The organism is Rosistilla oblonga (assembly GCF_007751715.1).
GTDB classification, from domain to species: Bacteria; Planctomycetota; Planctomycetia; order Pirellulales; family Pirellulaceae; genus Rosistilla; species Rosistilla oblonga.
Map to the genome: position 1 here is coordinate 108,155 of NZ_CP036292.1, position 12,082 is coordinate 120,236.

Annotated in this window: 12 protein-coding genes; 3 read left to right on the forward strand and 9 right to left on the reverse strand. The window is 59.6% G+C overall.

Features of this window, described 5'->3' with window-relative positions; all coding sequences use genetic code 11:
* Positions 1–43: 43 nt before the first annotated feature.
* The 5 genes from CA51_RS00370 to CA51_RS00390 form a co-directional block, all read right to left on the reverse strand.
* Positions 44–232, reverse strand: a complete 189-nt coding sequence (locus tag CA51_RS00370; RefSeq protein WP_145117176.1) for a hypothetical protein — start codon at positions 230–232, stop codon at positions 44–46.
* Positions 233–286: 54 nt separating this feature from the next.
* Positions 287–1,009: a hypothetical protein gene (locus CA51_RS00375; RefSeq protein ID WP_145117177.1), complete on the reverse strand. Its 723-nt coding sequence runs from the start codon at positions 1,007–1,009 to the stop codon at positions 287–289.
* Positions 1,006–1,821, reverse strand: coding sequence for an EcsC family protein (locus CA51_RS00380; RefSeq protein WP_145117178.1), 816 nt, complete (start codon positions 1,819–1,821; stop codon positions 1,006–1,008). The genes CA51_RS00375 and CA51_RS00380 overlap by 4 nt, the downstream gene beginning before the upstream one ends.
* 76 nt (positions 1,822–1,897) lie before the next feature.
* Positions 1,898–2,152, reverse strand: a complete 255-nt coding sequence (locus tag CA51_RS00385; protein WP_145117179.1) for a GlsB/YeaQ/YmgE family stress response membrane protein — start codon at positions 2,150–2,152, stop codon at positions 1,898–1,900.
* Between the two features lie 427 nt (positions 2,153–2,579).
* Positions 2,580–3,683: a baeRF3 domain-containing protein gene (locus CA51_RS00390; RefSeq protein ID WP_145117180.1), complete on the reverse strand. Its 1,104-nt coding sequence runs from the start codon at positions 3,681–3,683 to the stop codon at positions 2,580–2,582.
* Positions 3,684–3,968: 285 nt separating this feature from the next.
* Here CA51_RS00390 and CA51_RS00395 point away from each other — a divergent pair, with 285 nt between their 5' ends.
* The 3 genes from CA51_RS00395 (at position 3,969) to CA51_RS00405 (ending at position 7,232) form a co-directional block, all read left to right on the forward strand.
* Complete coding sequence (locus CA51_RS00395) at positions 3,969–4,748, forward strand: SDR family NAD(P)-dependent oxidoreductase (RefSeq protein WP_145117181.1); 780 nt, start codon at positions 3,969–3,971, stop codon at positions 4,746–4,748.
* Positions 4,749–4,773: 25 nt separating this feature from the next.
* Entirely contained in the window at positions 4,774–6,144 is a 1,371-nt protein-coding gene (locus tag CA51_RS00400) for an NAD-dependent succinate-semialdehyde dehydrogenase (RefSeq protein ID WP_145117182.1), read from the forward strand.
* 62 nt (positions 6,145–6,206) lie between these two features.
* On the forward strand, positions 6,207–7,232 hold the full coding sequence (locus CA51_RS00405; protein ID WP_145117183.1) for an NADP-dependent oxidoreductase: 1,026 nt from the start codon (positions 6,207–6,209) through the stop codon (positions 7,230–7,232).
* An 86-nt stretch (positions 7,233–7,318) separates the two neighbouring features.
* On the opposite strand, the gene CA51_RS00410 is transcribed toward CA51_RS00405, so the two are convergent.
* The 4 genes from CA51_RS00410 to CA51_RS00425 all read right to left on the reverse strand — a co-directional run bounded on the left by CA51_RS00410 (position 7,319) and on the right by CA51_RS00425 (position 12,068).
* Positions 7,319–8,608 (reverse strand): glucose-6-phosphate isomerase, encoded by a 1,290-nt coding sequence (locus CA51_RS00410; protein WP_145117184.1) that lies wholly within the window; start codon positions 8,606–8,608, stop codon positions 7,319–7,321.
* Positions 8,609–8,668: 60 nt separating this feature from the next.
* Positions 8,669–10,285, reverse strand: coding sequence for a 2,3-bisphosphoglycerate-independent phosphoglycerate mutase (gene gpmI / locus CA51_RS00415; protein ID WP_145117185.1), 1,617 nt, complete (start codon positions 10,283–10,285; stop codon positions 8,669–8,671).
* Between the two features lie 185 nt (positions 10,286–10,470).
* Positions 10,471–11,427 carry an HTTM domain-containing protein gene (locus CA51_RS00420; protein WP_145117186.1) on the reverse strand — a complete coding sequence of 319 codons (957 nt, stop codon included), beginning with the start codon at positions 11,425–11,427 and terminating at the stop codon, positions 10,471–10,473.
* Complete coding sequence (locus CA51_RS00425) at positions 11,424–12,068, reverse strand: hypothetical protein (protein ID WP_145117187.1); 645 nt, start codon at positions 12,066–12,068, stop codon at positions 11,424–11,426. The genes CA51_RS00420 and CA51_RS00425 overlap by 4 nt, the downstream gene beginning before the upstream one ends.
* Positions 12,069–12,082 lie beyond the last annotated feature (14 nt).

Consider the following 12,082-nt stretch of genomic DNA (forward strand, 5'->3'; position numbering starts at 1 on the left):
GTCCGCGATGAAAATGTGAGTTCTGGTCGGTATTGCTAGCACGCTACTGGTCGACGTTCAGCCGCTCGGACGCGGCCGCCCGCATCCCGAACCGGCCGGCAATTGCAAGCATTGTCCAGGAAACCGCCCGGGCCGCCATCCCGGGCGAAGCGGCGGCGATCGACGCATCGGCTTCCAAAATAATCGGCACATCGCCGCTGAAGATCCGGTCCAATGTGGCGGCGGCTGACATGAGATCTGCCGCGAATCGCCCGGTCGCAGCGGCTGGTTGAAGTGCTTTCCCTGCTCATTGGGGCCGATCGTTCCCTGCCCGGCGTTTGGAGATCAATTGGTTGGCGTAGGCCAATACGTCGACGGCGATGTCGGCGATGATCGTTCGTCCTTTGGCGAGCCAGGCGGCGGCAAACGCCCAGATCGCGATCCACTCCATCCAGAACAGGAAGTTGTAATCGTTGAGCGTTTGTTTCCATTGGCTATTCAAAATGAACAGGAATCCTCCCATCGTGACCAAGCTGATCAGGATCACGATCCCGCTGGCCCGGTAGATCCATCGGCGTTCCTGCAGGTGCGGTTCGGCTTCCCGCTGCGAATCGCGGGGAAAGTGGTACAGCGAATAGAAGGCGAGCGTCAGGAAGAAGACGCCGCCGCTGAACGTATGCAGGTACCCGGTCAGCGATTTCTGCACCAGCGGGTCGCTGTTGAAGTCCAGCGGAAAAAGAGCCACGCCGAGGGCCGAAGCACAGCCGAGGTTGGCGGTCCAGTTTTCGATCCAGTCGTAACCGCGGTAGCAGTACAAAAAAATACCGATCGCGCACAGCGTGCCGACGAAGATGTCACGCATCCCGGTGTGATAGTAGCTGCTGATGTTGTGCTGAAACGGAATTCCAAACAGCCAGCCTCCGGGGCCCAGGACAAGCGGCAGCAGCAGCCCGCTGACACCGATCGCGCGGCGGATCGTTAGATAGGAGACGACCAGGACGTTGGTCTGGTCGGGATAATCGGGGATCACGTCAACGTACCGTAAGCCTCGCGGACGACCGCTTGGCCGTAAGCGCGTTCCAAGCGGCGAATCGTGAAGTGGGCGCGGGCCAGGTCTTGGTAGTGGTCGATGAAGTAGCTGTTGATCAATGCGCCGCCAACCGCTCCGATCACGGGGATCGCTTGAGCTGCGATCTTTTCGCTGACGACAACGCCAAACCGCTTGCCGATCTGAGCCACTAGTTTGACCAACGGTGGGGCCGCGGAATCGGCGAAGCCGTTCTTCAGCACGTACTGCGAAGCGTCGCGAATCTGTTTCGCCATCGCCGCGCGGACTGCGAAGTATCCGATCTCGGTATCGTCATCGACCTCCGACTTCGCTCCCGGATCCAGCGCGAAGACTTGCAGACAGGCCAGGCGGGATTCGACGCTCGACAAATCCTCTCCTTCGCTGCGAGCGATGTCGGCGACGCTGCGGAGGATCAACACCGTCGAGACGGGCAATTCGGCGGCGACCGTCGCGCCACCCATCGCGCCACCGGCGGCTCCGGAGAGTCCGGCCAACAGTTTGTGCGTCAACAAGCGAGGTTTGCCCGTCTTGCCCGCGTCGTCACCGAGCGTGCGGAGAGCGACATCCAACGCGACGTTTAACGATTTGTCGATCGCAGCGTAGACAGCGTTTTCGGCGACGTCGGGCAACAGCCTCAGCGAAGCGGTGATCGGAGCTCCGATCATCTCGGTCAAACGGTCTGCGATCCCGTGGTGCTCCAGAATCCGCTTGGCTTCGCGGAGCTCGTCAGCTGCCGAATCGGGCAACCGGTTGTCGATTAGTTCATTTGTCATCGGAATCGCTTTCGATCCTAAGGCTACTGTTTTATTCATTTGGTATTCACCGTTTATATCGGAAGTCGGCGGGGGCCTAATCGATGAACTTGCTGCGACGAACGGAAATCACCAGCAATAGGATCGCACCAACGATCGACCCGATCCAACCGCTCGATTGGACCGCGGAACCGCCCTGCAGCAAATACCCGATCGCTCCGCCAACAAACGATCCGGCAACGCCCAACATGATCGTCTGCATGCAGCCCATCGCCTGCGTGTTGGGAACCAGCATGCGAGCGATCAAGCCAACCAGCAGGCCAAAGAATATCCAACCAATGATCGAGAACATGAGAGTTTCCTGTGAGTAAAGTTGTCGCCCTGTCGATCGTGGCGGTCGATCGAAGCTATTTACTCAGTGATGCAATTCTCGTGCCATGTTCCCTCGCCGCCGCAAAGTCGGGGCGATTCAGTTTTTCAAACTGAGGTATCAGCCGACGGCGCCCGGTTTCATTGCACAACGGGCGAAGGGGCAACGCCCCGGGGTAGGTGTGACAATCGACCGGGCCTACAGCCCAACCATGTCAATCATCGCCGCTAGAACCCAGGCCGATGGCCTGGGCTTTGCAAATGGTCGAGCCTGCGGCCCTGACTTGCATGAATGCGATGTGGAACGGTCTGCGACGAACGAAAGACTTCTCGCTGGCCTCGCAAGCGTTCGGTCGCGACCACTCACCATGACTTACGTATAATTGCCCGGAGCACTATGCCTCCACTTTTTAGAAGCGATAGTTCGCGGCGACTGCGCCTCCGTCGGGCATCGAATCGTGGCATCCACGGAGGACGCTTCCGCCATGACGCAGCGTCTGGATAACAACCAGGTTCACCAGGTCGTCGACGGCTTCGCTCTCACTGACCATCACCGATTCGATGCGTCCGTGTTTGGCGGCGAACACGACTTCGGAAATGTCGCTCGATGCAAGCGATTGAGCGGCGGCGGTTCCAAAGCGTTCGGCAAAATTCGCCTGTTCCTGAGCTGACGGATCGGAGATCGCCTGGCCGACCTGTTCGTTCAACTTGTCGTCGCTCCACCTCGCCGGGCTGCCATCGACTTTGGCGTCGATCGTCAGATCGGTCGTGGCGGCGAAGTGCCCGCCGACTTCTTTAGTCGCAACGACGACCAGCGGTAGGTTGGAGTTGTAGACCGCGGAACTGACGAGGTCATCGACGCGCGTCAGATACTGCTGGCGATCGGCTTCGATTTTGTCTTCTCCCTCGCCGTGGCCGTGGAACATCGCCGTCGACGTGCCTGGCGTGTCGGCGACGCTGCGGTGGCTGGTGTTCTGCAGGTTCTCTTCGGGATCGCGAGGCAGCACCAAATCGTGAAACTTCGCCGGCAGCAAATCGGTTTCCACCAGCTCCATCGACTCGCCATCGCATCGGTACAACTTCGCCTCATCCCAGGTGAGCGTCAGGGCAAAGCAGTGCCCATCGCGGCTGTGCTGCGGCGCCAGCGGGGACAAGAAAAACGAATCACCCACGCAGCTCCGTTCCTTCACGGAATGTGGCAATTGAAAAGCCCACAACTGGTCGGCGGTCAGATAGATCGCCAGCCCATCGGCCTGATGCTGCCAGAAGTCGGTCGTGGTTGATAATGACACAACGGGGTCGAGGATCGAACAGTCGTGGCCGGCCGATTTGAGTTGATCGGACGCTTGAGCGAGCAGATTTTTGAGCCGAATCGCAGCCTGTTGGACTTCGCGGCCGGTGCGGTGCGTCGGTAGCAGGATCGAAACGCAAGGGTCGGCGCAGACGTTCGCCAGTTCTTTCAGGTCGCTTGCTTTCAGGGTGCGAAGGGTCGTCGCTTGAGTCGTCGTCGACATGAGTATCCTCGGGGCTGTGGTTTGCAAATTGGAATCAACTGGACCTGGGTAGCTGCAAACCGAATGCCGACCGACCGAACCGTCGCGATCCCAACGAATTCAATTACATGCAACGGCTTGTCGAAAGACTAGAAATCGATCGCTCGTCCGGGGATATTGAATATTGGCACGGCAATCGCACGGGAGAGTCTTGCTAGCCGCTGCTGCCACGCGATTGAATTGCCTGTCTTTGACGGGCGTCGCTTTGCCGGAACGTCTTTCGAACTCGAGTCGCTGGGAAAACAAATGACCACATTGATTACTGGAGCCTCATCCGGCATCGGCTGGGAACTTGCCAAACAGTTTGCCGCCGGGGGAGACGACGTCGTGCTGGTCGCTCGCAGCGAAGAGAAGCTGCAAAAGTTGGCGGTTGAGATTCGCGAGACGCATCGCGTTTCCGCGACCGTCATCCGCAGCGACTTCGCAGAAACCGATGGAGTCGATCGGCTGTGCGAGCGGCTGCGATCCGATGAGATTCAGATCGACACGCTCGTAAACAACGCTGGTTTTGGTGCGTTGGGGCGGTTTGCCGAACTGCCCGTCGACCGACAGACCGATATGTTGATGGTCAACGTCGTCGCGTTGACTCGTCTGACGCGGCTGTTGCTTCCCGCGATGTTGGCCACCGGCAAGGGAGGCATCTTGAACGTCGGTTCGATCGCCGCGTATCAAGCCGGTCCGAACATGTCGGTCTATTACGCCAGCAAAGCGTATGTGCTGTCGTTCACCGAAGGGCTTCGCGAAGAGCTGGCTGGTACGGGGCTGCACGTCACGTGTCTCGAACCGGGGCCCACCGAGACCGGCTTCGGTGACGATTCCGGCATGGGCAAGCTGGACATGTTTAGTTCGGCGGCGATGTCGGCCGAGGATGTTGCCGCGGCGGGCTATCGCGGCTATCGAAAGAACGACGACGTCGTGATCCCCGGTTGGAAGGATCGGCTGATGGTGACATCGGCTGGCTTTTTGCCTCGCATCGCGACACGCAAACTTGTAGCGAAGATGCAGAGCGTCTCTCACGCTTCTTAATCCCAACAACCCCAAGGTGAATACCATGTCGATCGCAAGTATCAATCCCGCGACGAACCAGACGATCCGCGAATTTGAACCGCTGAATAAAGATGCCGTGCTCGATGCGATCGAGGCTGCCGACAAGGCCTACCAATCGTGGCGAGAGACGACGTTTGCGGAGCGGCAGAGGTGTTTGCTGAAGTTCGCCGATCTGCTGCGAGCCGATGCCGACGAATATGCCCGGATGATCACCTTGGACATGGGGAAGCGGATCTCCGAGAGCCAGTACGAAATCGAATACTGTGCGAAGATCGCGGAGTTCTACGCTAACGGGGCCGAGCGATTTTTAGCCGACCAGCCGATGGAGGTCGCCGACGCGGATGCCTACATCCACTACGAACCGCTTGGCGTTTTGATGGGCGTGATGCCGTGGAACTTCCCGTTCTACCAAGTCGTCCGTTTCGCCACGCCGAACATCATGGCGGGCAATACCGTGTTGGTGAAACACGCCAGCAACGTGCCGCAGTGCGCCGCGGCGATCGAAGAACTCTACTCTCGCTGCGGATTGCCCGAGGGCGTCTACACGAATCTGTTTATCCCGTCGGAGTTTGTGGAGATGATCGTCGCGGACCGGCGGGTCCAAGGCGTCTCGTTGACCGGCAGTGAACCGGCCGGCGCCGCGGTCGCCGCGCTGGCGGGAAAGAACCTGAAGCGGAGCGTCTTGGAACTCGGTGGCAATGATCCGTTCATCGTCTTGGAGGACGCCGACCTCGAGAAAACGGTCGAACTGGCCGTCAAAGGACGGATGGTTAACGCGGGGCAGTCGTGCGTCGCGTCGAAGCGATTTATCGTCGTCGAAGCGGTTGCCGAGCGATTCTTGGAGGGCTTCAAAAAACAGCTCTCCGCGCTGCAGATGGGCGATCCGATGGACGAACAGACGACGCTCTCGCCGCTGTCGACCGAATCGGCTGCGGTTCAGTTGCAACAACAGGTTCAATCGTCGATCGACGCCGGAGCGACGGTTGTGATCGGAGGCGATCGGCCGGACCGCGAAGGGGCCTACTTCAACCCCACGATCCTGACCGATGTCACGCCCGACATGCCAACTTTCGATCAGGAACTGTTTGGCCCAGTCGCGACGGTCTACGTCGTCAAAGACGAAGCGGAAGCGATCGAGCTGGCGAATCGTTCGTCGTACGGTCTCGGTGGCAGCGTCTTCACCGCCGACGTGCAACGCGGCCGACGCGTCGCCGAAAAGATCGAGACCGGGATGGTATTCATCAACCAACCGACCAAGTCGCAGGCGGAACTTCCCTTTGGCGGAATCAAGAACTCCGGCTACGGTCGCGAACTGTCACACTTGGGGATCCTCGAGTTTGTGAACAAAAAATTGATCCACCTGGGCAAAAAGTAACCGCCTCGCCGACGTCTGCCAGTTCTACGCCTCTTCTAAACTTTTGCATTACGGATACCACGATGACAACCAACGCCACTCAGGCGACTCGCTCGCGACAGATCGAACTCGCTTCGCGTCCCGACGGGATGCCGACGACCAGCAACTTTCAACTGAAGACAGCTGAACTGTCACCGATCGGCGAGGGGGAGTTCCTGGTCAAGAACCATTGGATGTCGGTCGATCCCTACATGCGAGGCCGGATGAAAGAGGGCAAAAGCTACGTGCCACCGTTCCAGATCGGCGAACCGTTGGAAGGCGGATGTGTTGGCGAGGTGGTGGAATCGCGGCATCCGAAGTTCAAGACCGGGGCGATGGTCTTGGGGAACCTCGGCTGGCGGGAGTACTGGAAGTCCGACGGCGCGGGCGTCGTGGTGATCGATGCTGAGCGAGCTCCGGCGCAGGCTTATCTTGGCGCATTGGGAATGACGGGGATGACTGCCTGGGTCGGGCTGAACAAGATCGCCAAGCTGCAACCTGGCAGCACCGTTTTTGTCTCCGCCGCTTCGGGAGCTGTCGGGTCGATCGTCTGCCAGTTGGCCAAAGCGAAAGATTGCCGGGTGATCGGCAGCGCGGGATCGCCCGACAAGATCGACTGGCTGCGCGAGCAGACCGGCGTCGATGCTGTCATCAATTACAAGCAGACCGATGACCTGGCCGGAGCGTTGGCACAACACGCTCCCGACGGCGTCGACGTCTACTTCGACAACGTTGGTGGCGACCATCTAGAGGCAGCGATCGAGGTGATGAACGACTTTGGTTGCTGTGTCGAATGCGGAATGATCTCCACCTACAACGCGACCGAGCCGCCCGCCGCACCGCGGAACCTGTTTAAAGTGATCGCCAAGCGGTTGCGAATGCAAGGCTTTATCGTTCGCGACCACATGGACGCGCAAGACGAATTCGTGCAAGAGATGGCATCGTTGATCGAAGCCAAAAAAGTCGTTTGGGAAGAGACGGTCAGCGAGGGGATCGAGCAAGCTCCGCAGGCGTTTATCGGTCTGTTCGAAGGAGAGAACCTGGGCAAACAGTTGGTCCACATCGCGTGAGCGAAGCGTTTTCCGGGGACTGATCGACCGCGGCTCGGCGCGTTTTCACAGTTCGCAGGGGGCGTATGTTTGCGGCGGTTTGACCTTTAGGTCGACCCGTCGCGTTGCAACTGTGATTCGACGGTTGTGGCGAGCATCAACATTTGGAACAGTTGTCCCAGCGTGTGCGTGTCGATCTCTCGCATTCGCAGCTGAGTCGTCGGACATCCGGCGGCATGTAGTGCGGCGTCGGTATCGGCGATCGCTTCGGTCATCAAGTCAGGCAGTTTGCGATCGGATAACGCGTTCAGCCCGTCGTGGTCGCCATCGTTGTGGCCGACCTGCCACGGATCGGCGCGATGCTGTTGGACGATCAAATGATTGACGACTTTGCCCTGCAGGTTCGCTGGATCCAGGTGGTGCCCGTCGCGAGGGCTGACAGTTGTCAGCGGCAGCATCTGGTTGCCCGAACCGGCGAGCAATTGGTCGTGCCAGAGGCCAAACGTTTCGAGTGCCGAGCCCCAGACATTCATCACGCGTCGATCGAGCCCACGTTGCGTTTGCAGCAGATGATGGATGGCGACGTACTGCAGCACGAGGTTGGTTTCGGGAGGGGCGGTCTTGAAGTGTTCGTCCATCGCGGCGGCTCCTTCGAGCAGCTGGACGCAGTCCAACCCAAGCATCGCGGCGGGCAAGACACCGGCGGCGGAGAGGACGTTGAACCGTTCATCGATTGCCGCGGGGATCGGGAAGATCTCCTTGCAACCGATCGCCTGGGCGAGATCGCGCAGCTTGCTTGGCTGGTCGGTCACGGGAAGGAGCAATTCGGGCAACCACTGTGCCACGTCGTCGGCGAGCGATTCCTCCATCGCCGGCAGGAACTGACGCAGTGCTAACGCTCGCTCTCGCGTTTCGCCTGCCGGATCGATCACGACCATCGCCCAACGCCGAACGACTGGATCGATCGCTGTCAGATCGCGACCCAGCCGATGCAGCAGAGCACTCGACGCATCGTTGTCGAGATCGTTGCCGGTGAAATACATTCGCGGCTTGCTGCCACGGCCACCGCGAGACAATTCGTTGTGGTAGGGATCGCAGCAGGCGTCGCGGAGCGATTGGACACCGCGATAGGCGCCGCCGCCAGCGAGGACGACGACCGCATCGACTTCATCGTGCAAGCGGTTGGCGACGCGGAAGATCTGCCCCAGTGGGCTGTCGTCGCGAAGCTCGGTGTAGCCATCCAGCAGTTCGCGCGGCAGCGAGGCGAACGGCGGCGCGACGTCGACGAACTCCTGTTGCAAGTCGAGCAACTTGGGGGCCAGGTCCGCAATTTGAGCTTCGGTCACGCCATAATCGGCGTCGACCGCACCCGAAAAATCAAATTGAATCAGACCCACAAAATGCCTTTGCAAGAGATGTCATGAACCGCGGCGGGATCGACCGCGGCAGGCCCCCGATCAATCGACGGCGATCAACGATTCCCCGGTCATCTCTTCCGGCTTTTCCAAGCCCAGTAGGGCCAGAGCGGTCGGTGCGATATCGGCCAACCGGCCGCCGCTGCGCAGTTGCTTGCCGTCCAGGCCTGGTTCGACGACGATCAACGGCACATCGTAGGTCGTGTGCGCGGTGTGCGGTCCGCCGGTTTCCGGATTGATCATCTGTTCGCAATTGCCGTGGTCGGCGGTCACGATCAGCGAACCGCCCGCGGCCAATGTCGCTTCGACGATCTTGCCGACACATTCATCGACGACTTCGACCGCCTTGATCGCTGCGTTCAGGTTACCGGTGTGGCCGACCATGTCGCCGTTGGCGTAGTTCATGATGATCAGATCGGTCTGGCCTGCTGCGATCTCTTGCAGCACGCGGTCGGTAATCCCCGCGGCCGACATCTCCGGCTTCTGATCGTAGGTCGACACATCGCGGGGCGACTGCAACATCCCACGCTCTTCGTTTTCGAAAGGATCGTCGCGGTAGTCGTTGAAGAAGAAGGTGACGTGAGGATACTTTTCGGTCTCCGCACAACGGAACTGCTTCAGGCCCAAGGTGCTGATGTACTGGCCCAGGATGTTTGGCATCTTCGCTGGTTTTTCGAAGATCACGTGGACGGGCAGGCCGGTTTCGTAGCCGGTCATCGTAGCGAAGTAGAGGTTGTCGATCTTTTCGCCGCGATCGAATCCGCCGCCATCGATGTTCGCCCACTCGGTGTCGTCGTAGGTGAAGGCTTTGGTTAGTTCGCGCGTTCGGTCGCCGCGGTAGTTCAAGAAGATCACCGCGTCGCCCGCTTTGACAAGCTGCTTCGGATCGACGGTGTCGGCGTCCGATACGGTGATCGGAGTGATGAATTCGTCGCCGGTGCGATTCGATTCGGTTGGGTTGTCGTAATAGCTCTGGATCGCTTCGCTAGCTGTTGCTGCGGTTTGCTCGGCGCCGCGAGTCATCATGTCGTAGGCGAGTTTGACGCGATCCCAACGCAGGTCGCGGTCCATCGCGTAATAACGACCGATCACGCTGCCGACTTTGCCAACGCCTTCGGATGCGAGGTTCTCTTGCAGTTTTGCCACGTAGCCCAGGCCGCCGGTCGGCGCGGTGTCGCGGCCGTCGGTGATCGCGTGGACGATGTAACGGTCGCCCGCCAAGCCGCTTCGCTTGACCAATTCGGTGACGGCAAACGCGTGTTCCAGGTCGCTGTGCACGCGTCCGTCGGACATCAATCCGACCAGGTGCAGCGAACCGCCGGAAGCTTTGACGTGCGCGATCGCTTCTTGCAGCACGGGGTTCTCGAAGAACTCACCCTTGCGAATCGAACGGGTGATCCGCATCACTTCTTGGTCGACGATTCGGCCGGCACCGATGTTCTGGTGTCCGACTTCGCTGTTCCCCATCACGCCGGCTGGCAGACCAACATCTTCGCCCGATGTCTTGATCAGCGTGTTGGGATAGCTTTGCATCAAAGCGTCGGAGACTGGAGTCTTGCCCATGAGGACCGCATTGGATTGATCCCATTTCGAAAAGGGATTTTGTCCCCAACCATCACGAACGATCACAACAACAGGTTTTCGGCGAACTTCAGTCACAGGTGACTCTCCAAATAATAAGTCAGGCAAACTCTGACAAACGACGGGCGTGGTCGCGAGATCGGACCAGCGGCCGGCAGCCAGCGAGAGGATCCATCGTACCGAAAACGTCTTTTTTTCGATACCGGCCCGGCGCCAGCGGTTGCTCGCAAATCGAGCCGCCGGCGACGTTTACGCCGCAAAAATCAGGCTTTTGGTTGCCGTCGACAGAGCGTCTGCAAGATCGCTGGCGGGATGAAGATTGCGTTAGCGATGATCATCGTCACGCCAAAGGTGATCATGCCTAGGAACAGAGCGATTCCGCCGTGGACCATCACCGCCGTCAACAGCACCCAGGGGCGAGTCAGCCGCGGCCAAACCAATGCACAGTAGAAGGTTTCCCACAGGACGGTGGCGTGCGAAAGAGCGGCGAACAGGATCGGATAGTGGACGATCCAGGTCATGTCCATCGATTGGTATTCGTAATTGGAAACCGCGAACCAGGTCGCCGTTCCATCCCACCACATCTCGCCGCGCATCTTGCTGACACCGCCAAACAGATAGATCACACACAGATGCAGTTGCATCAGCCGGGTGCCGATGTTGGCGGCGATCGAAGGGGAGGCCGATGGCAACCACCATCGCGACGGCTGTCCCGCGGCTTGGCGACGACGACGCAGCCAAGCGTCGACCGACCAGACCGATCCGCACGGCGTCAGCATCAGATACATCGTGATCATCGTTGTCATCTGGTCCAAGCCAAACAACGCGCCGGTCAGACGATGCATGTACATCAACTGAAGAAACCACGCCGCGGGAGCGGTCAGCCGCGTGAAGATCCCGCAGGCGAAGCAGATCGTTACGGCGATCGTGACCAAGTGATGCGTCCACAGGATCGCGGGGCTATCGACGTACCAAAGATAGGACCAGGCGTAATCGTTTTGGTGCAGCTGGCGAACCGTGTCGGTCGTGACCCAGGCATCGGTGCCAACAAACGCGAGCAGTTGAGACGCCAGCACCAGGTGCGTGTAGAGCAGCATCAACCCGATCGCGATCCGGATCGCGGCCAGGGTATGCGGCGCGGTGGGAGTGAACCAGAACCGATCCCACAGCGTGGTGAGTTCGGCGAAATAGCTGGCGATCCAGCGACGCGGTTTATTCATGGTGCGATCCCATCGAAAGCCGGCAGGCCATCGGGCAGCGTCAGATACAGCCGCTCGTTTTGCAAATCGATCCGTTCCTCGATGAACTCAGGGATGCCGGGCATGCGGTGTTCGACGCGATCGATCTGCACCGCGCTACCGCCATGGACGTGTTGCAGATGATTGGCAAAACCGTCGCGGATCATTTCATACCGATCGCGGCCGGATCGCCATTCGCGAAAGATCACGCTGTCGCGCGGCACGTCGGGCGGCAGCGACTGAGGCTCGTGCATGTTGTGCAAAAACTCGGTCAACATGAAGTGACGGTGATACAGCAAACGAGGCCACTGGTTGTTGCGATCGGGAAACGTCTCGGTTTGCGGCTGACCCTCGGCATCGATCCAGCTGGCTGCGACGAGATGGCTGGGGCCGGGATCGGGAGCGAAAAACGCATAGCCGTGACTGAGATAAAGGAAGTCGACGTAGCGGCCGACCGGGGCGCGAAAGGCCGACGCGGCGGGTGAGGGGCCGCCGGGACCACGCGTTGAAAAGCGGATCGGTTCGGCAACGACCGCCCACAGATGGACGACGACGGCGATGCTGATCGCTATCTTCAACCAACGCGGCGGCGCGAAAGGGGGCGAGAGTGTGTCGTCGTTCATGCGTCAGAAGATAA

Coding starts and splice junctions, on each gene's coding strand:
- CA51_RS00370 (WP_145117176.1), bottom strand. CDS start 232: ATGTCAGCCGCCGCCACATTGGACCGGATCTTCAGCGGCGATGTGCCG.
- CA51_RS00380 (WP_145117178.1), bottom strand. CDS start 1,821: ATGACAAATGAACTAATCGACAACCGGTTGCCCGATTCGGCAGCTGAC.
- CA51_RS00385 (WP_145117179.1), bottom strand. CDS start 2,152: ATGTTCTCGATCATTGGTTGGATATTCTTTGGCCTGCTGGTTGGCTTG.
- CA51_RS00390 (WP_145117180.1), bottom strand. CDS start 3,683: ATGTCGACGACGACTCAAGCGACGACCCTTCGCACCCTGAAAGCAAGC.
- CA51_RS00395 (WP_145117181.1), top strand. CDS start 3,969: ATGACCACATTGATTACTGGAGCCTCATCCGGCATCGGCTGGGAACTT.
- CA51_RS00400 (WP_145117182.1), top strand. CDS start 4,774: ATGTCGATCGCAAGTATCAATCCCGCGACGAACCAGACGATCCGCGAA.
- CA51_RS00405 (WP_145117183.1), top strand. CDS start 6,207: ATGACAACCAACGCCACTCAGGCGACTCGCTCGCGACAGATCGAACTC.
- CA51_RS00420 (WP_145117186.1), bottom strand. CDS start 11,427: ATGAATAAACCGCGTCGCTGGATCGCCAGCTATTTCGCCGAACTCACC.
- CA51_RS00425 (WP_145117187.1), bottom strand. CDS start 12,068: ATGAACGACGACACACTCTCGCCCCCTTTCGCGCCGCCGCGTTGGTTG.